22 protein-coding genes and 1 pseudogene are annotated in these 22,994 nt (G+C 70.9%); 11 read left to right on the top strand and 12 right to left on the bottom strand.

All coding sequences use genetic code 11. The features are described 5' to 3' along the window. Positions 1–7 precede the first annotated feature (7 nt). The 3 genes from ACFLIM_RS26095 to ligD all read left to right on the top strand — a co-directional run bounded on the left by ACFLIM_RS26095 (position 8) and on the right by ligD (position 3,813). Entirely contained in the window at positions 8–1,705 is a 1,698-nt protein-coding gene (locus tag ACFLIM_RS26095; RefSeq protein WP_393169721.1) for an acyl-CoA dehydrogenase family protein, read from the top strand. A gap of 117 nt (positions 1,706–1,822) precedes the next feature. Continuing rightward, positions 1,823–2,572, top strand: coding sequence for a crotonase/enoyl-CoA hydratase family protein (locus ACFLIM_RS26090; protein ID WP_393169719.1), 750 nt, complete (start codon positions 1,823–1,825; stop codon positions 2,570–2,572). Positions 2,573–2,616: 44 nt separating this feature from the next. Beyond that, positions 2,617–3,813: a non-homologous end-joining DNA ligase gene (gene ligD / locus ACFLIM_RS26085; protein ID WP_393169718.1), complete on the top strand. Its 1,197-nt coding sequence runs from the start codon at positions 2,617–2,619 to the stop codon at positions 3,811–3,813. A 4-nt stretch (positions 3,814–3,817) separates the two neighbouring features. Here the strand turns inward: ligD and ACFLIM_RS26080 are convergent, their stop codons facing one another. Beyond that, positions 3,818–5,248 carry an NAD(P)/FAD-dependent oxidoreductase gene (locus ACFLIM_RS26080; protein WP_393169716.1) on the bottom strand — a complete coding sequence of 477 codons (1,431 nt, stop codon included), beginning with the start codon at positions 5,246–5,248 and terminating at the stop codon, positions 3,818–3,820. Positions 5,249–5,308: 60 nt separating this feature from the next. Continuing rightward, on the bottom strand, positions 5,309–6,202 hold the full coding sequence (locus ACFLIM_RS26075) for an SDR family oxidoreductase (RefSeq protein WP_393169714.1): 894 nt from the start codon (positions 6,200–6,202) through the stop codon (positions 5,309–5,311). Between the two features lie 87 nt (positions 6,203–6,289). Here ACFLIM_RS26075 and ACFLIM_RS26070 point away from each other — a divergent pair, with 87 nt between their 5' ends. Beyond that, positions 6,290–8,056, top strand: a complete 1,767-nt coding sequence (locus ACFLIM_RS26070) for a thiamine pyrophosphate-dependent enzyme (RefSeq protein WP_393169713.1) — start codon at positions 6,290–6,292, stop codon at positions 8,054–8,056. On the opposite strand, the gene ACFLIM_RS26065 is transcribed toward ACFLIM_RS26070, so the two are convergent. Continuing rightward, the gene (locus ACFLIM_RS26065) at positions 8,025–8,798 is read right to left on the bottom strand and encodes an IclR family transcriptional regulator (RefSeq protein ID WP_393169711.1); all 774 of its coding nucleotides are present in this window, start codon (positions 8,796–8,798) and stop codon (positions 8,025–8,027) included. The two genes, ACFLIM_RS26070 and ACFLIM_RS26065, sit on opposite strands and share 32 nt — an antisense overlap. Before the next feature lie 80 nt (positions 8,799–8,878). Between ACFLIM_RS26065 and pobA the strand changes: the two genes are divergently transcribed. From pobA to ACFLIM_RS26045, 4 genes are read left to right on the top strand one after another with little or no spacing between them, the layout of a single operon-like run. After that, positions 8,879–10,045 carry a 4-hydroxybenzoate 3-monooxygenase gene (gene pobA, locus ACFLIM_RS26060; protein ID WP_393169709.1) on the top strand — a complete coding sequence of 389 codons (1,167 nt, stop codon included), beginning with the start codon at positions 8,879–8,881 and terminating at the stop codon, positions 10,043–10,045. Then, positions 10,042–11,331, top strand: a complete 1,290-nt coding sequence (locus ACFLIM_RS26055) for a lyase family protein (RefSeq protein WP_393169707.1) — start codon at positions 10,042–10,044, stop codon at positions 11,329–11,331. The genes pobA and ACFLIM_RS26055 overlap by 4 nt, the downstream gene beginning before the upstream one ends. Further along, a complete protein-coding gene (gene pcaDC, locus ACFLIM_RS26050) occupies positions 11,328–12,473 on the top strand; it encodes a bifunctional 3-oxoadipate enol-lactonase/4-carboxymuconolactone decarboxylase PcaDC (protein ID WP_393169705.1) in 1,146 nt (381 codons plus the stop codon). Before ACFLIM_RS26055 ends, pcaDC begins: the two co-directional genes overlap by 4 nt. A gap of 27 nt (positions 12,474–12,500) precedes the next feature. Further along, positions 12,501–12,812 carry a DUF6401 family natural product biosynthesis protein gene (locus ACFLIM_RS26045; protein WP_393169703.1) on the top strand — a complete coding sequence of 104 codons (312 nt, stop codon included), beginning with the start codon at positions 12,501–12,503 and terminating at the stop codon, positions 12,810–12,812. An 89-nt stretch (positions 12,813–12,901) separates the two neighbouring features. Here ACFLIM_RS26045 and ACFLIM_RS26040 read toward each other — a convergent pair whose 3' ends face one another. Next, the gene (locus ACFLIM_RS26040) at positions 12,902–13,687 is read right to left on the bottom strand and encodes a mechanosensitive ion channel family protein (protein WP_393169777.1); all 786 of its coding nucleotides are present in this window, start codon (positions 13,685–13,687) and stop codon (positions 12,902–12,904) included. A 124-nt stretch (positions 13,688–13,811) separates the two neighbouring features. Here ACFLIM_RS26040 and ACFLIM_RS26035 point away from each other — a divergent pair, with 124 nt between their 5' ends. After that, positions 13,812–14,192 (top strand): VOC family protein, encoded by a 381-nt coding sequence (locus tag ACFLIM_RS26035; protein ID WP_393169702.1) that lies wholly within the window; start codon positions 13,812–13,814, stop codon positions 14,190–14,192. A gap of 22 nt (positions 14,193–14,214) precedes the next feature. On the opposite strand, the gene ACFLIM_RS26030 is transcribed toward ACFLIM_RS26035, so the two are convergent. The 5 genes and pseudogenes from ACFLIM_RS26030 to ACFLIM_RS26010 all read right to left on the bottom strand — a co-directional run bounded on the left by ACFLIM_RS26030 (position 14,215) and on the right by ACFLIM_RS26010 (position 17,683). Further along, entirely contained in the window at positions 14,215–14,409 is a 195-nt protein-coding gene (locus ACFLIM_RS26030; RefSeq protein ID WP_393169700.1) for a hypothetical protein, read from the bottom strand. A gap of 53 nt (positions 14,410–14,462) precedes the next feature. Next, positions 14,463–14,579, bottom strand: a pseudogene (locus ACFLIM_RS26025) (response regulator transcription factor); the annotation flags it as partial. A 52-nt stretch (positions 14,580–14,631) separates the two neighbouring features. Next, complete coding sequence (locus ACFLIM_RS26020; RefSeq protein ID WP_393169698.1) at positions 14,632–15,450, bottom strand: carbohydrate ABC transporter permease; 819 nt, start codon at positions 15,448–15,450, stop codon at positions 14,632–14,634. Further along, positions 15,450–16,382 carry a carbohydrate ABC transporter permease gene (locus ACFLIM_RS26015; RefSeq protein WP_393169696.1) on the bottom strand — a complete coding sequence of 311 codons (933 nt, stop codon included), beginning with the start codon at positions 16,380–16,382 and terminating at the stop codon, positions 15,450–15,452. The genes ACFLIM_RS26020 and ACFLIM_RS26015 overlap by 1 nt, the downstream gene beginning before the upstream one ends. Positions 16,383–16,384: 2 nt before the next feature. After that, positions 16,385–17,683 (bottom strand): ABC transporter substrate-binding protein, encoded by a 1,299-nt coding sequence (locus ACFLIM_RS26010; RefSeq protein ID WP_393169694.1) that lies wholly within the window; start codon positions 17,681–17,683, stop codon positions 16,385–16,387. A 115-nt stretch (positions 17,684–17,798) separates the two neighbouring features. On the opposite strand from ACFLIM_RS26010, the gene ACFLIM_RS26005 reads away from it, so the two are divergent. Continuing rightward, a complete protein-coding gene (locus ACFLIM_RS26005) occupies positions 17,799–18,716 on the top strand; it encodes a carbohydrate kinase family protein (RefSeq protein ID WP_393169693.1) in 918 nt (305 codons plus the stop codon). Continuing rightward, on the top strand, positions 18,713–19,981 hold the full coding sequence (gene melA, locus ACFLIM_RS26000; RefSeq protein ID WP_393169691.1) for an alpha-glucosidase/alpha-galactosidase: 1,269 nt from the start codon (positions 18,713–18,715) through the stop codon (positions 19,979–19,981). Before ACFLIM_RS26005 ends, melA begins: the two co-directional genes overlap by 4 nt. Here melA and ACFLIM_RS25995 read toward each other — a convergent pair. The 3 genes from ACFLIM_RS25995 to ACFLIM_RS25985 all read right to left on the bottom strand — a co-directional run bounded on the left by ACFLIM_RS25995 (position 19,978) and on the right by ACFLIM_RS25985 (position 22,854). After that, complete coding sequence (locus tag ACFLIM_RS25995; RefSeq protein WP_393169689.1) at positions 19,978–20,757, bottom strand: DeoR/GlpR family DNA-binding transcription regulator; 780 nt, start codon at positions 20,755–20,757, stop codon at positions 19,978–19,980. The genes melA and ACFLIM_RS25995 overlap by 4 nt on opposite strands. A gap of 8 nt (positions 20,758–20,765) precedes the next feature. Beyond that, positions 20,766–22,064, bottom strand: a complete 1,299-nt coding sequence (locus ACFLIM_RS25990; RefSeq protein ID WP_393169687.1) for a family 4 glycosyl hydrolase — start codon at positions 22,062–22,064, stop codon at positions 20,766–20,768. Positions 22,065–22,188: 124 nt separating this feature from the next. Continuing rightward, a complete protein-coding gene (locus ACFLIM_RS25985) occupies positions 22,189–22,854 on the bottom strand; it encodes an SDR family oxidoreductase (RefSeq protein ID WP_393169686.1) in 666 nt (221 codons plus the stop codon). Between the last annotated feature and the right edge of the window lie 140 nt (positions 22,855–22,994).

The following is a 22,994-nucleotide window of genomic DNA, read 5'->3' as shown; positions in this document are numbered from 1 at the left end:
CGCGAGTATGGGGCGTTATCTCATCGAACCTTTCGACCACAGCGACCGTTACGCCACCGAGCGCTACCGGGGCGCGGCCGGGCGCAACTGGTGGAGCTGCGATCCCACGCTGCGCCTGCTCATGCGGCGCCACCTGGGCGCGGGATTCGCCTGGGCGGTGCCGTACCTGGACAAGCTGGGTGCGCTGATGGGCGGGCTCGTCGCCGAGTGCGCCGAGGAGACCGACCGTAACCCGCCGCGACTGGAGAAGTACGACAAGTGGGGCAGGGACGTCAGCGAGGTCGTCATGCCGGCGTCGTTCCAGGCCGCCAGGCGGGCGCTCATGGAGAACAACTTCACCTCGCCGTCGTTCGCGGAGGAGGCCCGTGCTCATGGGGCGAATCCGGCCGCGCTCGCCGCGGCCTGGACGTACCTGCTCGACCAGGCCGACATCGGGATGGGCTGCGCGCTCGGCACCGGCGGGGACATGGTGGTCTCCCTGGCGGAGAAGTACGCGCCGGAGGACGTACGCGAACGGGTGCGGGAGATCTTCGCCAACGGGTTCTACTCGGGTGAGGCCGCTCAGCTGTTCACCGAGCGGACGGGCGGGTCCGACCTGGCCGCGCTCGAAGCCGCGGCGGTCCCCGCTGGGGATTCGTGGTTGTTGTCGGGCTTCAAGTGGTTCGCGTCCAACGCCAACGGGTCGGCCTTCGTGGTGCTGGCCCGGCTGCCCGAGGGGGCCGTGGCGCCGTTCCTGGTGTTGTGGGAGCGGCGGGACGGCTCGCGCAACGGGGTGCGGATCAGGCGGCTCAAGGACAAGCTCGGCACCAGGTCCGTGGCGTCGGCCGAGGTCGAGTTCACCGAGGCGGAGGCGTTCCTGCTGGCCGGACAGGGATCCGGCTCCGGACTCGGGACGATGATGAAGCTCACCAACGCCTCCAGGCTCGGCGTGGCCATGATGGGCCTCGGCGTGGCCAGGCGGGCGCTGGTGGAGTCGATCTGCTACGCACTCGTACGCGAGTCGTTCGGGCGGCCGCTCATCGAGCAGCCGTTGATGCGCCGCAAGCTGAGCGAGCTGATCGTCGAGGTCGAGGCGACGCAGGCGATGGTGTTCGACGGGCTCGTGGGGACGCGGCTGCGGCTCGCGCCCGCCCTGGTCAAGCTGCGGGCCGCCAGGCTCGGCGTCACGGCGGCCAGCGACGCGATCGAGGTGCACGGTGGCAACGGCTACATCGAGCAGTGGCCGGTGGCCCGGCTGCTGCGCGACGCCCAGGTCAACCCGATCTGGGAGGGCGGGGACAACATCCTCTGCCTCGACGTGCGCCGGGCCATGCTCCGCGAGAACGCCCACGAGCCCTTCCTCGACCGCCTGACGGCCGCCGTCGACCAAGCTCCGTCCGGCGACGGGGCGACCGCGGATCTCGTACGCGGCCGGATCGACGACCTCCGCAAGGCGATCACCGCCTGGACGTCGCTGGACCCCGTGGTGGCGGAGGCGCGACTGTTCCCGCTGTCCCAGCTCATGGCCGACGTCTATGCGGCTGCCTTGCTGCTGGAGCAGGCGGGCTGGGAGCAGCGTGAACTCGGCACCGACCGCAAGGCCCTGGTGGCCCGGCTCTACGCCGACGCCCACCTCGTCGATCACGGTCCGCTCCGCGGAATCGACCGCCCGGCCGAGGACCTGGACCGCTTCGACGATCTCCTCGCGGGAGCTGTCACGCTCTGACCCCGTCTCGGCGTCCGTCGCTTCACCAGAGCGACAAGCTGGCCGGGCTCAGCGCATGAGCGTACGCTCGGCACGTTTCCCCGAGGAACACCCGCACGTTTCCCCGAGGAGGGCCGTATGACCGTACGCGTGGAGCGCGAGGGACCCGTCACCACCGTGGTGATCAGCAGGCCGGAGGTGCGCAACGCCGTCGATCGCAAGACCGCCGACGCGCTCACGGATGCGTTCCGTGACTTCGAGGGCTCCGACGCCGCCGTGGCGGTGTTGTGGGGCGAGGGCGGCACGTTCTGTGCCGGAGCCGACCTCAAGACGCTCGACAACCACGTCGGCGAGGAGGGCGACGGGCCGATGGGACCGACCAGGATTCGCCTGACCAAGCCGGTCGTCGCCGCCGTCGCCGGGCACGCCGTCGCGGGCGGGCTGGAGCTCGCCCTCTGGTGCGACCTGCGGGTGGCCGAGGAGGGAGCGGTGTTCGGGGTGTTCTGCCGCCGGTGGGGCGTGCCGCTCATCGACGGCGGCACGGTGCGGCTGCCCCGGCTCATCGGGGCGTCCAGGGCGATGGACATGATCCTCACCGGGCGGCCGGTCGGCGGGCGGGAGGCGTACAAGATGGGGCTGGCCAACCGGCTCGTCCCCACGGGCACCTCCCGGCAGCACGCCGAGGCGCTGGCCGGGGAGATCGCCCGATTCCCGCAGGCCTGCCTGCGCGGGGACCGGCTGTCCCTGCTGGAGCAGGACGGGTTGCCGGAGGAGGACGCGATGCGCAACGAGCTGCGCCACGGGCTCGTCTCGCTGCCGGACGCGGTCGGGGGCGCCGCGAGGTTCGCGGCCGGTGCCGGGCGGCACGGCGACTTCGGGCAGCCGTAGCCCGGTTTCGGAGGGCTGTCGGTGCCGCCGCGTATCGTGACCGTATGCCTGACATCGAGGTCGCCGGGCGCGAGGTGCGCGTCACGAGCCCGGACAAGGTGGTCTTCCCGCAGTCCGGGCACACCAAGCTCGACTTGATCCGGTTCTACCAGGCCGTGGGCGAAGGGGCGCTGCGGGGCGTGCACGGGCGGCCGATGGTGCTCAAGCGGTTCGTGCACGGCATCGAGCAGGAGGCGTTCTTCCAGAAGCGGGCCCCGGCCAAGCGGCCCGGCTGGATCGAGGTGGCCGAGCTGAAATACCGGTCCGGGCTCAGCGCGGAAGAGGTGGTGTGCACCGACCTGGCCCAGCTGCTCTGGGTGGTCAACCTCGGGTGCGTCGACCTCAACCCGCATCCGGTGCGCTCCGACGACCTCGCCAAGCCCGACGAGCTGCGCATCGACCTCGACCCGGTGCCGGGCGTCGAGTGGGCCGACGTGCTGAGGACGGCGCAGGTGGCGCGCGAGGTGCTGGCCGATCACGGGTTGGTCGCGTGGCCGAAGACGTCCGGGTCGCGCGGATTCCACGTGTACGCCCGGATCGAGCGGCGCTGGCCGTTCGCGAAGGTGCGCAAGGCGGCCGAGACGGTGGCCCGGGAGGTCGAGCGGCGGGCTCCCGAGCTGGCCACCAGCCGGTGGTGGAAGGAGGAGCGGCACGGGGTGTTCGTCGACTTCAACCAGAACGCCTACGACCGCACGGTGGCCTCCGCCTACTCCGTCCGCGCCGTGCCCGATGCCCGCGTGTCCACGCCGCTGATCTGGGACGAGGTGCCGGGTTGCCGGCCGGAGACGTTCACGATCGACACCGTGCCCAAGCGGCTGGCCGAGATCGGCGACCCGTGGGAGGACATGGACCTGCACGCGGGCTCGCTCGACGGGCTGCTGGCGCTGGCCGAGGAGCTCGGGCCGGCGCCCAAGCCGCCGAAGGGCAGCGGGCGCAGGCAGCAGACCATGCCCGTCATCGAGATCGCCAGGGCGGAGCACAAGGACGAGGCGATGGCGGGGTTCGAGCGGTGGAAGGCCCGCCATCCGGAGGTCGCGGCCAAGCTGGAGCCCGCTGACGTGCTGGTGGACGGGATGCGGGGGCGCAGCAGTGTGTGGTATCGCATCCGGGTCAACCTCCAGCACGTTCCGGAGGGGGAGCGGCCGGGGCAGGAGCCGCTGGAGGTCGACTACGACCCCTGGCACGGCGCCTCCCCCGGGTGAGTCGCTACCGGCCCGAGATCAGGTTCGCCAGGCGGGCGTAGGGCGACGTCGTGGTGCCGTGGTCGTTCTCGTGGCGGTCGGCGGCGCGGAACAGCGCGTAGATGAGCTGCACGCCGGCCCACCGCAACGGCTCCGGCTCCCACTGGCGCACCTGCCGGCCCACCCAGGGCAGCGCGGTCAGCTCGGTGTCCCGGCGCAGCACCAGGTCGCGCAGGGTACGCCCGGCCAGGTTCGTCGTGGTCACGCCGCTGCCCACGTAACCGCCCGCCCAGCCGAGGCCCGTCGTGTGATCCAGATGGACCGTCGAGCACCAGTCGCGCGGCACCCCCAGCACGCCGCACCACGCGTGCTTGATCCGCGCGTCCGCCGCGGCGGGGAACAACTTGACCAACATCCGCCACAGCAGCGCCACGGTCTGCGGCTGCGTGGCGCCCTGGACGTCGGTACGCGAGCCGTACCGGTAGGGAACCCCCCGCCCCCCGATCGCGATCCGGTCGTCGGCGGTGCGCTGCGCGTAGATGTACGCGTGCGCCTCGTCCCCGAGCAGCTCGTTGCCCGGCCACCCGATGTGCTTCCACACCTCAGGAGGCAGCGGCTCGGTGACGATCATGGAGCTGTTCATCGGCAGCCACTGGCGCTGCTGCCCGGCCAGCGAGGCGGTGAAGCCCTCGGTGGCGCGGATGACGTAGTCCGCCGAGACCGCCCCCCGCGGGGTGAGCGCCTTCGCCTGGCCGACGTCCCGCCGCGGCAGGATCGCGGTCACCGGCGTGTTCTCGAAGATGTCCACCCCCAGCCGGACCACCGCGGCGGCCAGGCCGACGGCCAGCTTGGCGGGCTGGATGCGGGCGCAGTGCGGCGAGTACGTGGCCTCCAGCGCCCCCGCCACCTGCACCCGCTCGCGCTGCTCGTCGCGGTCCATCAGCCGCAGGTCGGCCTCGCCGTACCCCCACGTACGCAGCTCCGCGAGCTCCGCGCGCAACCGCCGCCGCTGGGCCGGGCTGGTCGCGACGTGGATCAGGCCGCCTTTGTGGATGTCGGCGTCGATGGCCTCCTCGCGGGTCACCGCGATGACCTCGTCCACCGAGCGGAACATCGTGTGCTGCAGGTCGATCATCGCCTGCCGCCCGCGCGCCTTCGCGTGCCGCTGGCGCGACCCGGCGAACTCCGCGGACAACCACCCGCCGTTGCGCCCCGACGCCCCGAACCCGGCGAACTCCTTCTCCAGGATCGCGATCCGCAGCCCCGGTTCGGCCTTCTTCAGGTAGTACGCGGTCCACAGGCCGGTGTAGCCGCCGCCGACGATGGCCACGTCGTACGAGCGCGGCCCCGGCAGCGCCGCCCGCCGCTCGGGCTGGCCGATCTGCCGGTACCAGAAGGAGACGCCGCCATTGGCGAAGTCCTTGGTCAGCGGGATGCCGTTCTTCACTGAAGACATTCTGATGTAACCGACATAAGCCCATCAAGTGGGCTAAGTGTAATGAATGTGGTCACCGAGCTAGCTTCGTGTCGGGCGTTCGTAGCCCTCGTCGCCCCCGTATACGTGCAGGTCAGGGTCCAGCTCCGGCTGGTTGGCCGGGCTGGTGGGCGAGGCGGTGTGCTCGGTGGCGAAGTCGTCGGACGGCTCGGGCGGCGGCGGGAACAGGTAGTCGTGCCAGGTGATCTCGCCCTTCGGGGTGGCGTCCGTGAGGAGGTCCCCGGCGCGCTGGGCCGCGTACAGCCTGCCGGGGAAACGTACCGACACGCAGGGTCGGCGCAGGCCCCTGGCGCGCAGCCAGGTCTTGACCAGTTCCTCGGTGTCGATCACCTGCGGGCCGCCGAACTCGATGTCCGTGCCTGCGGGGCCGGCGGCGAGCAGCCCGGCGATCCTCGCGGCGACCTCCCTCGTGTGGACCGGCTGCCAGGGCACCGAGCGGTCCACGGGCAGCACCGGAAGGGACTCGAAGTCGCGCAGCCGCTGGTCGAGCCACTGGTGGAACGGGGTGGCGCGGAGGACCGTCCAGCCCGGGCCGCTCTCCGCGATCAGGCGCTCGGCCTCCAGCTTGTACTTGAGGTAGCCGGTCGCGGCACGGTCCGCCCCGACGACCGAGGTGAACAGCAGGTGCGGGACCCCCGCCTCGCGCAGGGCGGTGAGCAGCATGCGGGTCCCCGGCAGATCCACGGCGCCGCGCCCCTTGCGGCCGCTGGTGGCGAGGTGCACGACCGCGTCGGCGCCGCGCACGGCGTCCGGGACGCCACTGCCCGAGATGAGGTCGCCCCACATCCACTCGACCTCCCCGCCGCTCTCCCGCCTGGTACGGCTGAGCGCCCGCACTTCGAAACCCTCCCTGACCAGTACGGGCACCACGGCCCGGCCCAGCGTCCCCGTGGCTCCAGTGACCAGAATGCGCATGCCGGTCCCCTACCCTCGAATCCCCAGAAATGACAACGGATCTCGCGAACGTGTCTGCGGACGGCAGAGCGGGGTAGTGCGGCTCCTATGGCTCGAATCGCAGCGGAATCCCTGGTAGAACGGCTCGCGGAGTGGGGCGTCGACACCGTCTTCGGCCTGCCCGGCGACGGCATCAACGGCATCATGGAAGGGCTGCGGCGCCATCGTGACAGGGTGCGCTTCGTCCTCGTCCACCACGAGGAGGCGGCCGCCTTCATGGCCACCGGCTACGCCAAGGCCACCGGGCGGATCGGCGTGTGCCTGGCCACGTCGGGGCCCGGCGGCATCCACCTGCTCAACGGGCTCTACGACGCCAAGCTGGACCACGCGCCCGTGCTGGCGATCACGGGCATGCAGGAGACGTCCGTGCTCGGCACCGGCTACCAGCAGGAGGTCCACCTTGACCGGCTGTTCGCGGACGTGGCCGAGTACAACATGATGATCACCAACCCGTCGCAGCTGCCCTCACTGGTGGACCTGGCGATCAGGACCGCGTACGCGCGGCGCGGGGTCGCCCATCTCACGGTGCCCAACGACATCCAGGTGGCGGAGGCGGGGGCGGACCCGTACCAGCACGTGGCTCCGGCCAGGGTGCCCCAGACCATGCCCGTCTACCTGCAGCCGTCCGGGATCCCGCGGCAGGAGGACGTCGAATGGGCCGCCGAGGTGCTCAACCACGCCGAGCGCCCGGCCATGCTCGTCGGGCAGGGGGCGCTGCACGCCAGGCGGGAGGTGCTGGCCGTGGCCGAGGCCCTCGGCGCGCCCGTGGTCAAGACGCTGCCCGGAAAGGCGGTCGTGCCGGACGACTCGCCGTACACGACCGGGGGGATCGGGCTGCTCGGCACGCGGCCGAGCGAGGAGTTGATGGACGATACCGACGTGCTATTCATGGTGGGCACGAACTTCCCGTACTCCAAGTTCCTGCCGGAGCCGCGGGCGGCGCGGGTGGTGCAGTTCGAGGCGGAGCCGACCAGGGCGGGGGCGCGGATCGCGACCGACGTGCCGGTGGTGTGCGACGCGAAGGAGGGGCTGGAGGCGCTGCTGCCGCTGCTCTCCCGCCGGGACGGGAGCGCTCATCTGGCGAAATATCAGAAGATGATGGCGAAGTGGCGCTCCGATATGGAGGCACTGGAGAATCCGGACCGGGATCCCATCGCGCCGCAGTACGCGATGTCCGTCATCGATGATCTCGCGGCCGACGACGCCATCCTGACCTGCGACAGCGGCACCATCGCCACCTGGGCGGCCAGGCACTGGACGATCCGCGGCGGGCGCGAGTTCTACCTGTCGGGCACGCTGGCCTCGATGGCGCCGGGGCTCCCGTACGCCGTCGCCATGCAGCACGCCTTCCCCGAGCGCCAGGTCATCGCGTACGTCGGGGACGGCGGCTTCTCGATGCTGATGGCCGAGTTCCTGACGGCGGCCCAGCACCGGCTGCCGATCAAGGTGTTCGTCAACAACAACAACTCGCTCGGGCAGATCCTGTGGGAGCAGATGGTGCTCGGCTACCCGGAGCACGGGGTGCGCTACAACACTCCCGAACCCGACTACTCGGTCTGGGCCAGGGCATGCGGCGGGTTCGGGGCGAAGGTCACCAAGTCGGGCGACGTGGCCCCGGCGATCAGGCAGGCGCTCGCCCACGACGGGCCGGCGCTGGTGGACGTGGACGTGAACCCGAACGAGCCGCCCATGCCGGGCAAGGTCTCCTACGACCAGGCCAAGAGCTTCGCCCAGGCGTTCCTCAGGGGGCAGCCGCACAAGGTCGCGATCGCCACGACGCTGTTCAAGGACCGTATCCAGCGGCTGGGGGATTAGCGCACACCTTGGAGATCCCGGCCGTGGCGGTCAGCAGCGGCTCCACCAGCCGGGGCAGCTCGCGGGCGCGCCGGTAGGACACCACGACGCCCAGCGCCGCCACGGCCCGCCCGTCCACCAGGATCGGGGCCGCCGCCGAGCACGTGCCCAGCGTCATCTCCTCGTACGTCAGCGCGTACCCCTGTGCCCGCACCGCCGCCAGCTCCCTGGCCAGCCGGCCCGGCTCGGTGATCGTGTGGCCGGTCGGGCGTTCGAGCTTGCGGGCCAGGTACGACTTGACGAACCAGTCGGGCTCGTACGCCAGCAGTGCCTTGCCCACGCCCGTCGGGTGCATCGGCAGCCGGCCGCCGGTCCTGGACACGATCGGGACCGCCCGCCTGCTGTTCACCTTGTCCACGTACAGGACCTCGAGCCCGTCGCGGACCGCCAGATGCACGTTCTCACCCGTGGTGACGAACAGCTCCTGCAGCCACGGATGCGCCAGCTCCCGCAGCCTGCCGGGCGCGAGCTGGCCCAGCTCCCACAGCCGCAACCCCACCCGCAGGCGCCCGTCCGGCGCGCGGCTCAGCGCCTGCCACTCCTCCAGCTCGCCGACCAGCCGGTGCGCCGTGCTCAGCGGCAACCCGCTGCGCCTGGCCAGATCGGTCAGGGTCAGTTGCGGATGAGCCGCGTCGAACGCGCCCAGGATGGACAGCACCTTGGACGTCACCGAGCGTCCGGGTTCGCGAGATCCGCCTGCCATGGGGCCAATCCTGCACAGTTCTTCCGCTCAGTGGAAGGGACCTATCGGCTAATTCCCGCTTGAGGCAGGATGCTGCCCTCATGCGAACTCAAGTCGGGATCATCGGGGCGGGACCCGCCGGCCTGCTCCTGTCCCACTTGCTCCACCTGCGCGGCATCTCCTCCGTGGTGCTGGAAAAGCGCAGCCGCGACTACGTCGAGCGGCGGGTGCGGGCCGGGGTGCTGGAGCAGGGCACGGTGGACACGCTGGTCGAAGCGGGCGTCGGCGAGCGGATGCGGCGCGAGGGGCTGCCGCACCACGGCATCGAGCTCAGGTACGGCGGCGCGGGCCACCGCATCCCGTTCGAGAAGCTCGTCCCGGGCAGGTCCATCACCGTGTACGGCCAGCAGGAAGTGGTCAAGGACCTGATCGCGGCCCGGCTCGCGGCGGGCGGCGACGTGCGGTTCGAGGTCGAGGACGTGGCCGTCCACGGGCTGGAGTCTGGGCTCGAGTCTGGGCCGTACCTGACGTTCGGGGGCGAGCGGCTCGACTGCGACGTGATCGCCGGGTGCGACGGCTTCCACGGTGTGTCCAGGCCATCCATCCCCGAGGGCGTTCTGAGCGTCTTCGAGCGGGAGTATCCCTTCGCCTGGCTGGGCATCCTGGCCAAGGTGGCGCCGTCGTCGGAAGAGCTGATCTACACCAGGACCGAGCGCGGCTTCGCGCTGCACAGCATGCGCTCGCCCACCGTCAGCCGCTTCTACCTGCAGGTTCCGGCCGACGCCCGGGTGGAGGAGTGGCCGGACGAGCGGATCTGGGCCGAGCTCAAGGCCAGGCTGGAGAGCGTGCCCGGCTTCACGCTGGCCACCGGCGAGATCATCGAGAAGGGCGTCACGCCGATGCGGGCGTTCGTCGCGGAGCCCATGCAGTACGGCCGGCTCTACCTGGCCGGGGACGCCGCCCACATCGTGCCGCCCACCGGCGCCAAGGGGCTCAACCTGGCCGTGGCCGACGTCCGCGTCCTCACCGAGGCGCTGGCCGCCTTCTTCGAGCGCGGCTCGACCGAGCTGCTCGAGGGCTACTCCGAGGCGTGCCTGAAGCGGGTGTGGCGGGCGCAGCACTTCTCGTGGTGGATGACGACGCTGCTGCACACGTTCGAGGACGACGACCCGTACGCGCGCCGGCTGCAGCTGTCCTACCTGGACTACGTGACCTCCTCGGAGGCGGCGGCGACCACGCTGGCGGAGAACTACGTGGGTCTCCCGTGAGCGGTGACGGAGGGCTGCTCGCGCCGGTCTGGGCGGGCACCAGGGCGGAGGAGATCACCTCGGACGCGGCGTGGTTGCGGGCCATGCTGGAGGCCGAGGCGGCGCTCGCCCGCGCGCAGGCCCGCCTGGGGTTCATCCCGTCAGAGGCCGCCGTGGCCATCGACCGGACGGCCGCCGCGCTCGTCCTCGACCCCGCCGACCTGGCGAAACGGGCCAGGCAGTCGGCCAACCCGGTCGTCCCGCTGGTGTCGGACCTGCGGCGGGCCGTGCCCGGCGCGGCGGCGTCGGTGCACCGGGGGGCCACCAGCCAGGACATCCTTGACAGCGCCGCCATGCTCGTCGCCACCCGGGCGGTACGCGGCATCGTGGGCGATCTGAGCGGGATCATGCGGGATCTGGGCGAGCTGGCCGAGCGGCACCGGGGCACGGTGATGGCGGCGCGGACGCTGGGGCAGCAGGCGGTGCCGACCACGTTCGGGCTGAAGGCGGCGGGGTGGCTGGCGGGCCTCATGCGGGCCCGCGACCGGCTGCGCGAGCTGCGGCTGCCCGCCCAGCTCGGCGGCGCGGCCGGCACCCTGGCCGCCTTCGCCGAGCAGGACGCCGCTTCCGCCCTGCCGCTGGTGGAGCTGTTCGCCGAGGAGATCGGGCTGGCCGTGCCGGTGGCGCCGTGGCACGCGGAGCGCTCCGCCGTCACCGAGCTGGGCGCCGCGCTCGTAGGTACGGCCCGCGCGCTCGGCAAACCGGCCACCGACATCGTCCTGATGGCCCAGACCGAGGTCGGCGAGGTGGCCGAGTCGTCGGCCGGCGGTTCGTCCGCCATGCCGCAGAAACGGAACCCCGCCCTGTCCGTCCTGGTCCGGTCGGCCGCGCTCCAGGTGCCCGCGTACGCGCAGGTGCTCGGGCAGGTGGGGGAGCACGAGCGGGCGGCCGGGGCGTGGCAGGCGGAGTGGCTGCCCCTGCGCGAGGCGCTGCGCCTCACGGGCGGCGCGGCCGAGACCGCCGCCGAGCTGGTGACCGGGTTGCAGGTGTTCCCCGAGCGGATGCGGGCCAATGCCGAGCTGACCGGCGGCCGCCTGGTCGCCGAACGCCTCGCCGCCCACCTCGGACGCGAGGCACTGGCGCAGGCCCTGGCCGGAGACCGCCCGCTTCGGGAGGTTCTGGAGCAGACCGCGGCTGCGGAAGGACCGCTCAGAGCTCCCGGCGAGTTGCTCGATCCCGGGGCGTACCTGGGCGCGGCTCCGGAGCTCGTCGATCGCATTCTCGCCATCTACAGGGAGCAACCGTGAAACTCCACCACCGCATCGACGGCCCGGCCGACGCGCCGCTGCTGGTGCTCGGGCCCTCGCTCGGCACCACGATGGAGATCTGGCAGCCCCAGCTCCCCACCCTCACCGACTCCTGGCGTGTCCTCAGGTACGACCTGCCGGGCCACGGCGGTTCCGCACCCGCCGCGGCCGGGTTCACGATCGACGATCTGGCGCGGGCCGTACTGGATCTGGTCGAGACCGAGCGGTTCGCGGTCGGCGGGATCTCGCTCGGCGGCGCGATCGCCACCACGATCGCCACCCGCGCCCGCCACCGGGTCCGCAAACTGGTGTTGTGCTGCACGTCGGCCAAGTTCGGCGAGCCGGGACCCTGGCTGGGGCGGGCGGCGCTGGTGCGCGGCAAGGGGGTGGCGGCGCTGGTCCCGACGTTGAAGGCCCGCTGGTTCACCCCCGACTTCGACGGCCAGTGGGTGATGGACATGCTGGCGGAGGTGGACGCCAAGTCGTACGCCGCCTGTTGCGAGGCCATCGCCGCCTTCGACCTGACCCGCCGTCTGGGGGAGATCACCGCGCCCACCCTGGTGGTGGCCGGCTCCGAGGACCCGGCCACGCCGCTCGACCAGGCGCTCACGCTGGCCAACAACATCCCGGGGGCGTTCCTCACGGTGGTGCCGCGCGCCTCGCACCTGGCCAACGTGGAACGCCCGGACGCCGTGACCACCGCGATCGCCGGCCACCTGCTGAGCGACGACACCTCCGAGGGGTCTGGTGCGCCGAACGCGGACGAGCGGCTGGCGGCCGGGATGCGTACCAGGCGGGAGGTGCTCGGCGACGCGCACGTCGATCGGGCCGTCGCCGCCACCACCGACCTCACCCGCGACTTCCAGGAGTTCATCACCCGCTACGCCTGGGACGAGATCTGGAACCGGCCAGGGCTGGACCGGCGCACCCGCAGCTGCATCACCCTCACCGCACTCGTGGCCGGGGGGCACCTGGAGGAGCTCGCGATGCACGTGCGTGCGGCTTTACGCAACGGGCTCACGCGGGACGAGATCAAGGAGGTGCTGCTCCAGACGGCCGTCTACTGCGGGGTTCCGGCCGCCAACGCCGCCTTCGCGGTGGCCCGGCGCACGCTCGCCGACATCGATGCCGAAGGGCGCTGACCTTGGAGAATGCTTTAAGGTTGGCTGGTGGTCTTTGAGGAGGGATGGGCGGCTTCGCCCCTGCGGTGGCTGATGAACACGCTGGGCGACGCCCAGCTCGCCAGGATGGACCGCGACCCCGCGCTGGTGGCGGCGGTCGACCAGCACGCGGCGGTGCTGCGTGACGCGATCCCGTTAGACCGGGAGACGCTGGTCGACTACCTGCTGGGGTTCCTCGACGAGCTGCGGCACCGCGGCTGGGTCTTCAGCGGTGAGCCCGACCCGCCCGCGTTGCGGCTGACGGCGGTGTGCTGGCTGGCCCGCGAGCAGGGCTTCCTCGAAGACGGCCTCCCCGCCTGACGGCATGGGCTGAGCCGCACACCCGAGGCCGGGGCGGCCGCGTGACAGGGCCGGGAGGTCCGGCCCTGGTCACGGCGCTGAGCGCGAGGTCAGTCGGGTGGCAGGTCCGAGCGGTGCGCGCCGCCGCCCTCAGGGGTGGTGCGGATGGGCGCCGTCTCCTCGGCCATCGACCGGGCGTCCTCGCGCCCCCGCTGGTACGCCTCCGCATGTGCCCTGGCCTGCGGCGCCTCCTCCTCGATGCGTCCCAGCCAGCGTTCCCAGCGCTGCTGCATCGGCCGTACGAGCCCGCCGCCGAAGCCGATCGCCGCGATCGCCCCGAGGGTGGCGAGCACCGTGATCAGCACCGGAGTCGTGACGGTGGTGGCCACGCCGATCTGGTTGAGCGCGGCGATGATGCCCAGCGCCCAGATGAACACCGCCGCGGCGGCCGCCAGCCAGCGACCGTAGGACAACCCGCCGAGCATGCCGGCGAGGATGTCCCGGACGGCCTTGGCGATGGCGCCGGCCACCACGATGATCACGATGGCGACGATCGCCTTGGGCAGCCATTCCACCACGCCGTTCAGCAGCGTCGAGATCGGGTTCGGCCCGAAGACGCTGAAGGCTATCTGCAGGGTGACCAGCAAGATCGCATAGAAGACGATCCTGGCGAGCAGGCTGCTGGCGGTGTACCTGCTGTGTTCCAGCCAGCGCCGCACGCCGCTGCGCTCCACGACCCGTTCGAAGCCGACCCGGTCGAGCAACTTGTTGACGATCTTCTCCAGCGCCTTGGCCACGATCCAGCCGATGATGAGTATCACCAGCATCGCGATCAGCTTTGGAACGAACGTCGCTATCTGCCGCCAGGCGTCAGTTATGCCCTGGCCTATGTTGATGTCCACGGTTTCCTCCTCCGAGGAGCCAATGCAACGGCGCTACCCGTACTGAATCGGTATATGCACGCAGCGCCACCAAAAGCTCGCACATGGCGACATTTCACCGCGAGGTAGGGTGATCTTCGTGCATCGCAGCCGCGTCTACGCTCTCCTGATCGACACGCCCGCACCCGAGGCCGACCAGGCGGCGACCTTCTGGGCGGCGGCACTTGGAGCCACCGCGCGGCCGCTCCCGTCGGAGGAGCAGTTCATCTCGCTGCACGGAGCTCTTCCCGGGGTCATCGCGGCCGTTCAGGCGGTCGACGACAGCCCCCGGTTCCATCTCGACATCGAGACCGACGACGTGGAGGCCGAGGTCGCCCGGCTGGTCGCACTCGGCGCGGTCCAGGTGTCGCAGTGGCAGGAGTGCCGCACCCTGCGTGCTCCCGGCGGGCACCTGCTGTGCGTGTTGCCCGTGGAGACCGACCGGGAGACGTTCGAGGACGAGGCGAAGACCTGGCCATGATGCGTCCGCCTCCGTGGGACCCTTATGCCTCCTTCGCGGCCTTCAGGTGGGTGGCCGCGGCCTGTTCCAGGTGGGTGAGGTCGGAGGAGACGGTGGCGAAGGTGTAGCCCTCGGCCAGGCGCCGGGCGGCCTGCTCGCCCGACGCGTTGTGGATCCCGGCCGCGATCCCCGCGTTCGCGGCCGCCGTGCGGATCTTCTCCAGTGCCGCCTCGAACACGTCGGCGACCTCGGGGTCGTCCGGGAACCTGCCGCCCCGTTGTCGTGTAGGGCTCAGCCGCCCGGCTCGATCAGGCCCGACTCGTAGGCGACGATGACCGCCTGCACCCGGTCCCTCACCATCAGCTTGGCGAACACGTTGCTGACGTGCGTCTTCACCGTGTGCTCGCTCTGGCGGGGCTGGCCCCGCTGGGCCGGGTCGCCAGAACGAGGTCTCCCAGCGTCAGCCCTTGAGCCCGCTGAACGTCATGGTCGCCACGAACTGCCGCTGCGCCACCACGAAGGCGATGATGAGCGGCATCGTCGCCACCACGTTCCCCGCCATGAGCAGCGACCACTGCGTGTGCCTGGTGCCCTGGAAGTTGGCCAGCCCGAGCTGGATCGTGTACAGCTTGTCGTCGCTGATCGCGATCAGCGGCCAGATCAGGTCGTTCCACGAGCCCAGCAGGGTGAACACGGTGAGCGTCGCCAGGGCGGGCCTGGCCAGCGGCAACACCACCCGCCAGAACACCCCGAACGTCGAGCAGCCGTCGATGCGGGCCGCGTCCTCGAGTTCGGCGGGCAGCGACAGGAAGAACTGCCGCATCAGGAAGATCCCGAACGCCGACGCCAGCCACGGCACGAACGCCGCGGCCAGCGTGTCCACCAGACCGAGCCGGCTGAACATGATGTACGTCGGGATCATCAGCAACTGGGTCGGGATCATGATGGTCGCCAGGATCACCATGAACCCGGCCCCCCTGCCGAAGAACTTCAGCCGGGCGAAGCCGTACCCGGCCATCGAGCAGAGCAGCAGGTGCGAGACCACCGCGATCGCGGCCACGATGACCGTGTTCAGCAGCCAGCGCAGCGCCGACGACTCGGTGAACAGGCCGATGAAGCCGTCCAGCTGCAGCCGGCTCGGGATGAACCTGGGCGGGAACCTGTTGATGTCGCTGTCCGGCATGAACGCGGTCAGCACCATCTGCACCAGCGGCAGCGCGAACAGCAGGGCCACCGGCATCAGCAGCAGATGCCACGGGCTGAACGGCAGGCGTCTCATCAGAAGGCCTCGATCCTGCTGCGCCGGGAGTAGACGATCATCCCGACGGTGATGAGCATGGTCACGGCGAACAGCCCGTAGGCGACGGCCGAGCCGTAGCCGAACTTGGTGAGCTGGAAGGCCTGGGCGTAGACGTAGTACACGATCGTCTGGGTCGCGCCCAGCGGGCCGCCCCTGGTCGTGGTGAAGACCAGGTCGAACAGCTGCAACGCGGTGATCGTCTGCCAGATGGAGGTGAACACCGTGACGGGACCCAGCTGGGGCAGCGTGACGTGCCGGAACACCTGCCAGCGGTTCGCGCCGTCCATCCGCGCCGCCTCGACGACGTCCTTGGGGATGTCCTGCAGGGCGGCGAGGTACACGACCGTGGTGAACCCGACCTGGCCCCACAGCGCGATCAGGCAGATCACCAGCAGCGCCTGCGACTGGCTCTCCAGGAACTGCTGCTGCGGCAGGCCGAGCCCGCGCAGCGCGCTGTTGGCCGCGCCGTACTGGGGGTTGAAGACGAAGTTGGCGAGGATGCCGGTGGCCGCCGCCGACGACACGAACGGGATGAAGATGCACGTACGGTAGAAGCCGACCAGCCGGATCGGCCGGTTCAGCGCGACCGCGATGAGCATTCCGAGGAAGATCGACGACGGCACGAACACCACCGTGAAGAACAGCGTGTGCTCGACCGCCGAGATCAGGTCCGGGTCCTGGACCATGAGCTGGTAGTTCAGCCAGCCGATCGGTTTGGCCGGCGAGATCCCGTTCCACTTCTGCTGCGAGATGAGGAACGCCCAGACCGCCGGGAAGATCGACAGGCCGATGACGAGTGCGGTGGCCGGGCCCGCGAATCCCCAGCCGGTCAGGGTGCGGTTCAGCCACCGCACCCTGCCGGTCGGGAGTGCCACATGGCGCGGGCGCCGTCCGGCGAAGAGCAGCGACATCGTCAGCCGCCGGCCAGCGCCTGGGCCGACTTGGCGGCTGCCTGGTCCAGGGCGTCCTTGGGCGTGGCCGCACCCTGCAGCGCCTTGGCGATGGCCTCGCCGACGTGGGTGGACATCTCCACGTATCCGCTGACCGTGGGCCTGGCCTGCTTGGCGTTCGCCAGGTTGGCGACCAGCTTCTCCACACCGGGATAGGTCTTCACGTACTCCTGGTACGCGGGCAGCGACGTCTCCGAGGGGCGCAACGGCAGGTTGCCCTGGGCCAGGTTCCACTGGGCGTCGCCCTCGGCGGACGTCAGCCACTTGATCAGCTCGTACGACCAGTAGGCCTTGTTCGCGTCGCCGTTGTCGAACATGGCCCACAGGTCGGGCCCCGACACGGTCTGGTGGTCGCCGTTGGTGCCGGGCAGCATGGCCACCCCGTACTTGGTCTTCTTCTGCTTCAGTTGGAGCAGCTCCCACGGGCCCGAGATGATCATCCCGATCCGGCCGTCCTCGAACAGCGCCGGGTACCGCGCGTCGGTCTGGTCGAGGTAGACGCTCTTGTCGTCGATCGTCATCGCCCGCAGGAACTCCAGCGCGTCCACCCCCTGCTGGGAGTTGAACGCGGCCTTCTTCTGGTCGGGCGACAGGATCGCGCCGCCGCGCTGCCAGAGCAGCGGCCACAGGTGCCAGGTGGTGTCCTCCGTGCCGCTCACCGAGTAGGCGGTGCCGTAGACCTTCGCCGCCGGGTCAGTCAGCTTCTTCGCCGCAGCCCTGAAGTCGTCCCAGGACCACTCGTCGGTCGGGTACGGCACCTTCCTGGCGTCGAAGACCGACTTGTTGTAGAGCAGCGCGAGGTTATCCACGATCGCGGGGAAGCCGATGACCTGGCCGTTCGGCGTGACGGTGGCGCGGGCGGCGGCGGGGAACTCCTCCCACTTGACGGCCGGGTCCTTCACCTTGGCGGTGAGGTCCAGGGCCTTCCCCGACTCCTGGAGTTGCGACGCCCAACTCCCGAAAGCATAGGAAATATCGGGATAAACGCCGCTGGCGAAGCCCGCGGACAGCTTCTGCAAGAGATCGTCGGTGGTGGACGCGCCCGAGGAGACGTCAATGGTGACGTTGGGATGGGCCTGGGTGAACTTGGCCGCCAGCCCCTCCAGGATCTTCTCGGCGTCGGTGGTCTGGCCGGTCCACCAGGTGAGCGTCACCTTCGCCTGCGGGTCTGCCGTCCTGGCGCCCTGTTCCGGCGATCCTCCGCAGCCCGCGGCCGCCAGGACGATCGCCACGACCAGTGCTGTCGCGGTTCTTCTTCGCACGTGGATGCTCCTCCCGGATGTTGGAGCCAATCATGGTTACTTTCGAAGTCTTGTCAATAGCTTCGGAGAAACGCAAGGGTTGACAACCTTTCACAAATCCTGGGACTGTGCCGTGGTGTCCAGAACGACCTTCGATCTTCTTGTCGTGGGCGATGCCAACCCGGATGTGATCGTGTCGGGTTCGCCTCGCCATCCCGCCTTCGGCCAGCGTGAGCAGCTCGTGCCCGCGGCCGGCCTGGTGCTGGGCGGCTCGGGCGCGATCACCGCGTACGGCGCCGCCCGGCTGGGCCTGCGCACGGCGTTCGTGGGGCGGGTGGGGGACGATCCCGCGGGAGCCTTCGTCCTGGACTCTCTGCGGAGCGGGGGTGTGGACGTGTCCGGCTGCGCTGTCGATCCCGGCGATCCCACCGCGATGACGGTGGTGCTGGTGGACGGCGACGACCGGGCCATACTAACCGCCCCAGGCTGCCTGGACCGCCTCGGACCTGCGGATGTGCCGCCCGGGCTGATCGAGCGCGCCGCGCACGTGCACGTCTCGTCGTACTTCCTGCAGCCGCAGCTGGCCGCGGGCCTGCCCGGCCTGTTCGGCATGGCGCGGGCCGCGGGCGCCTCCACCTCGCTCGACACCAACGACGACCCGGCCGGCCGGTGGGCGGGGCTCGATGAGGTGCTCCCGGTCACCGACGTGCTGCTGCCCAACGAGGCCGAGGCCCTGGCCATCTCGGGGACCGCCGACCTGGGCCAGGCACTACGAGAGCTGGCCGCCAGAGGGCCGCTACCGGTCGTCAAGCGCGGTGAGCGCGGCGCGCTCGCCTTCGCCGACGGCGAGTTGGTCGAGGCGCCCGCCTGGCCCGCGACCGTGGTCGACGCCGTCGGCGCCGGCGACAGCTTCAACGCGGGCCTGCTCGCCGCGCTCCTGCGCGGCCTCCCGCTCCGGCGCAGCCTGGCCGTGGCCGTGGCCTGCGGCACCCTTTCCACCCGCGCCGCCGGGGGCACCGCGGCCCAGCCCACCTGGGAGGAAGCAATTTCATGAAGAAGATCGTGTTCGTCGGGGCGGGAAGCGTCGTCTTCACCCAAGGGCTGCTCGCCGACCTCGTCAAATTCCCGGAGCTGCGGGGCTCGCACATCGCCCTGCACGACATCGACGCCGAACGCCTCCAGGTGGCCGAGGCCGTCGCCCGCCGCATCACGGCCGGCGCGGTCACCGTCACCGCCCACCTCGACCGGCGCGAGGCGCTCGACGGGGCCGACTTCGTGATCAACATGATCCAGGTCGGCGGCTACGACGCCACGGTCACCGACTTCGAGATCCCCGCCAGGTACGGGCTGCGCCAGACGATCGCCGACACGATCGGCGTGGGGGGCGTGTTCCGCGCGCTGCGCACGTTCCCCGTGCTCGACGCGCTGGCCGCCGACATCGCCGCGGTGTGCCCCGACACGCTGCTGCTCAACTACACCAACCCGATGGCGATGAACGTCTGGTACCTGTCCGGCAAGGTCAGGAACGTGGTCGGGCTCTGCCACTCGGTCTACTGGACCATGCGCGGGCTGGCCGAGCTGGTGTCCGTGCCGTACGAGGAGATCTCGTACGTGGCGGCCGGCGTGAACCACCAGGCGTGGGTGCTGCGTTTCGAGCGCGACGGGGAAGACCTGTACCCGCGCCTCGACGCCGACGATCCCGAGTTGCGGCGGCGGGTGCGGGTGGACATGTACCGGCGGCTCGGCTACTACCCGACGGAGACGAGCGAGCACTCGGCCGAGTACGTCCCCTGGCTGATGCACCACGACGCCGAGCTCGACCGGCTGCGCATCCCGGTCGGGGAGTACCTCCGGGTCAGCGAGGAGAACCTGAACGAGTACAAGCGCACCCGCGACCTCGTACGGCACGGCGGCGAGCTCGACATCGCCGGGACCGACGAGTACGCCCCGCAGATCATCCACAGCATCGTCACCGGCACCCCGCGCGTCGTCTACGGCAACGTCGTCAACGACGGGCTGATCTCGAACCTGCCGCACGGCTGCGTGGTCGAGGTCCCCTGCGCGGTCGACGCCACCGGCGTCCGGCCCACCGCGGTCGGCGCCCTGCCCCCGCAGCTCGCGGCGCTGAACCGCAGCTACGTGAGCGTCAACGAGCTGACGGTACGCGCCGCGCTCGAAGGCAGGCCCGAGCACGTCAGGCACGCCCTGATGATCGACCCGAACACCGCCGCGTCGCTCCCGCTCGAGGACATCTGGCGGCTGGCCGACGACCTGACGCGCGCCCACGGCGACCTGCTCCCGGAGGCCCTGCGGCTCTAGCGGGCGATCTCGACCTCCAGCCCCTTGTCACGCAGCGAGGTGACGCATTCCGGATCGGCCGACTCGCCGGTGATCAGCAGGTCGATCTCGCCGATCGCGCAGATCGGCGCCATCTCCACCACGCCCAGCTTCGACGCGTCCGCGACCAGGATCTTCCTGGTCGCGGCCCGGAGCATGCGCTGCTTCATCTCCGCGTCGGGCAGGCTCACGTTGGTCACGCCGCCCACGGGGTCGACCCCGCCGCAGCCCAGGATGACGGTGTGGGCCCGGATGCCCTCCAGCAGCTTGCCGCCCAGCGGGTCGACCAGCGAGTGCTGCTGGCGCCGCAGGCTGCCGCCGGTCACCACGACCGACAGCCGGGGCAGCGCCGGCTCCAGCTCCAGCGCCGTACGCAGCCCGTTGGTGAACACGGTCACCTCGGTCAGGTCGGAGCGCGCGACCAGCTCCCTGGCCACGTAGGCGGTCGTCGTGCCCGCCCCCATCAGCACGCTCTCACCCGAGCTGACCAGGCGCGCCGCGACCTTCGCGATGAGCGACTTCTCCACCGCCGCCGTGCCCAGCGACAACTCGAATGACGGCTCGACGTGCTGCGCGGGCGCGGCCGACACCGCCCCGCCGCGCACCCGGCGTACCTTGCCCTGCTCCTCCAGCGCGTCCAGGTCCGCGCGGACCGTCACGCTGGACACCCCGAACGCCTCCGCCAGCTCCGCGACCCGCGCGAACTCCTGCTCGGTCAGCAGGGCCAGCATCCGGTCGCGCCGCACCTCGGTCGGCATCGACTCGATCATGTACGGACCGCCTGCGGCAGCAGGTCGCCGTGCGCCTCGATCAGCTCGTCGCAGAGTGCCTCGATGGCGGGCAGCGGCAACGTGGCCGCCGTGTTCGGGTCGAGCATCGCCGCGTGGTACACGTGCCCGCGGTCGCCGTCGAGCACCGCGCGCACGGTCAGCTCGACCACGTTCAGGAACGTCCGGTTGAGGGCGACCAGCTGGACGGGCAGGTCGCCGACGGCCCGCGGGCGCATCCCGTCGGCCCCGAACAGGGCCGGCACCTCCACGCAGCACCCTTCGGGCAGGTTGCCGATCAGGCCGTGGTTGGCCACGTTGACGTAGACCTCGTTCTCCTCGCCGGTCAGCAGCGCGAGGATCACCGCGGCCGCCGGCTCCTGGTGCTGCCATCTGATGAGCAGCGGGTGGCCCGCGGACAACGCGCGCCGGGTCTCCTCGTACAGGTGCAGGCTCTTGCCGACGCGGCGCAGGTATTCCTCGACCGGCACGCCCAGCCTGCTGGTCTCCTCGGCGTGCCGCATGATCCAGGGCACGTATTCCGCGGCGTGCTCGCTCGACTGCGTGGGGAAGTAGCCGAACTTCCGGTAGAGCTCCGCGCGTACGTGCCGCCTGAGCTGCGGATCGGACGCCAGCACGGCGTCGAGGTCGGGGTAGAGCGAGCGGCCCTCGGCCTCGAACCGCAACACGAACGACTGGTGGTTGAGCCCGGCGCTGAGGAAGGTCACCTCGTCCTGCCCGCGCCCGACCAGATCCGCCAGGTAGGCGTGCGTGTCGCAGACCGAGTGACACAGCCCGGCGAACCGCTCGAAACCCGTGGCCTCGTGCACCGCCCAGCCGGTCATCGCCATCGGGTCGCTGGTGCTCAGCAGCCAGGCGTCCGGGCATTCGACGGCCATCTCGGCGGCCAGCCGCACCAGCACCGGGATCGTGCGCAGGCCGCGGAAGACGCCGCCGATGCCGATCGTGTCGCCGATGGTCTGGCGCAGGCCGTACCTGTGGGGGATCTCGAAGTCGCGCAGGGTCGCCTCGAACCCGCCGACGTCGAGGTGGCTGACCACGAAGTCGGCGTTCCTGAGCGCCTGCCGCCGGTCGAAGACGCTGCGGATCTTCGCGTCCGCGCCCGCCTCGGCGTCGAGCGCGCGCACCAGCGTCTCCGTCGTCGCGAGCCGGCCGGGGTCGTCGTCGTTCAGCACGATCTCCAGCTCGCCGCGGAGCGGGGGCGCCAGCACGAGGGTGGACACGACGCGGCGCGTCAGCTCCACATCACCGACCCCGATGAAGACGATCCGCGCCATCCACGAAGTATTACACGCCCATGCGGTGCTCAGAGTTATCGGTTTCCAGAAGTTTCCCGGCAAGTATGAGCGTGGCCGGCACATGAGGCGACACCGTCCGCTGATTGCGCGGGAGCTCGTCCGCCTACCAGGGGAGCGGCCGGCCGTCGCGGAAGAAGCCGCCGGTCGGACCGTGGTCGGGGAGGGTGGCGGCCCAGACGATGCCCGACGCGCCCTCAGCGACCGGACGGCCGCCGGGGCCGCCCATGTCGGTGGCCACCCACCCGGGGCAGATGGCGTTGACCAGGATCCCGTCGCCGCGCAGTTCGGCGGCGAGCATCCGGGTCAGGGCGTTGAGCGCGACCTTGGTGGTGTTGTACGCCGGGGTGCCGCCCCCCATGCCGGCCAGCGAGGCGGCCTCGCTGGAGACGTTGACGATCCGCGGGTGCTCGCTGTTGCGCAGGAGCGGGAGCAGCGCCTGGATCAGGCGCCACGGGCCGTACAGGTTCGTCTCGGCGGCCTCGCGCACGACGTCCAGGTCGGCCGAGGAGGCCCGCTGCCAGGAGTCGTAGGCGATGGCCGCGTTGTTGACCAGGACGTCCAGCCGGCCGTAACGCTCACTGACGGCGGCGGCCACGCCGGCGATGTCGTCGCCGGAGGTGACGTCGAGCCGCAGCGACTCGACCCCGAGCTCCTTGGCCGCGGCCTCCGGGGAGCGGGCGGTGAGCAGGACGGTGTGGCCGAGCGCCGCCAGTTGCCGGCAGACCTCCCGGCCGATCCCGCGGTTGCCGCCGGTCACCAGCACGATCACGGAACTCATTCTGGCGCGGGGCTGCGGTTCACGTCCAATTGGACAAAATCTTCAAGACCGGGGCCGCCTTCACCGCAGGCGCCTCGTCGGCGGCACCAGATCGCAGCGGCCTTTCCGGATTCTGTCAATACGCCACTCAG

Origin of the sequence: Nonomuraea marmarensis, from assembly GCF_043197025.1 — a bacterium.
Classification (GTDB): Bacteria; Actinomycetota; Actinomycetes; order Streptosporangiales; family Streptosporangiaceae; genus Nonomuraea; species Nonomuraea marmarensis.
The sequence above is the reverse complement of the archived record's forward strand: the minus strand, read 5'-3'. Positions and strand labels throughout refer to the sequence as shown.

Excerpts from the sequence above, each read along its gene's own strand:
- ACFLIM_RS26065 (WP_393169711.1), bottom strand. The coding sequence starts at position 8,798 with ATGGCAGGCGGATCTCGCGAACCCGGACGCTCGGTGACGTCCAAGGTG.
- ACFLIM_RS26080 (WP_393169716.1), bottom strand. The coding sequence starts at position 5,248 with ATGTCTTCAGTGAAGAACGGCATCCCGCTGACCAAGGACTTCGCCAAT.
- ACFLIM_RS26075 (WP_393169714.1), bottom strand. The coding sequence starts at position 6,202 with ATGCGCATTCTGGTCACTGGAGCCACGGGGACGCTGGGCCGGGCCGTG.
- ligD (WP_393169718.1), top strand. The coding sequence starts at position 2,617 with ATGCCTGACATCGAGGTCGCCGGGCGCGAGGTGCGCGTCACGAGCCCG.
- ACFLIM_RS26095 (WP_393169721.1), top strand. The coding sequence starts at position 8 with ATGGGGCGTTATCTCATCGAACCTTTCGACCACAGCGACCGTTACGCC.
- ACFLIM_RS26015 (WP_393169696.1), bottom strand. The coding sequence starts at position 16,382 with ATGTCGCTGCTCTTCGCCGGACGGCGCCCGCGCCATGTGGCACTCCCG.
- ACFLIM_RS26020 (WP_393169698.1), bottom strand. The coding sequence starts at position 15,450 with ATGAGACGCCTGCCGTTCAGCCCGTGGCATCTGCTGCTGATGCCGGTG.
- ACFLIM_RS25990 (WP_393169687.1), bottom strand. The coding sequence starts at position 22,064 with ATGGCGCGGATCGTCTTCATCGGGGTCGGTGATGTGGAGCTGACGCGC.
- melA (WP_393169691.1), top strand. The coding sequence starts at position 18,713 with ATGAAGAAGATCGTGTTCGTCGGGGCGGGAAGCGTCGTCTTCACCCAA.
- ACFLIM_RS26070 (WP_393169713.1), top strand. The coding sequence starts at position 6,290 with ATGGCTCGAATCGCAGCGGAATCCCTGGTAGAACGGCTCGCGGAGTGG.
- ACFLIM_RS26090 (WP_393169719.1), top strand. The coding sequence starts at position 1,823 with ATGACCGTACGCGTGGAGCGCGAGGGACCCGTCACCACCGTGGTGATC.
- pobA (WP_393169709.1), top strand. The coding sequence starts at position 8,879 with ATGCGAACTCAAGTCGGGATCATCGGGGCGGGACCCGCCGGCCTGCTC.
- ACFLIM_RS25995 (WP_393169689.1), bottom strand. The coding sequence starts at position 20,757 with ATGCCGACCGAGGTGCGGCGCGACCGGATGCTGGCCCTGCTGACCGAG.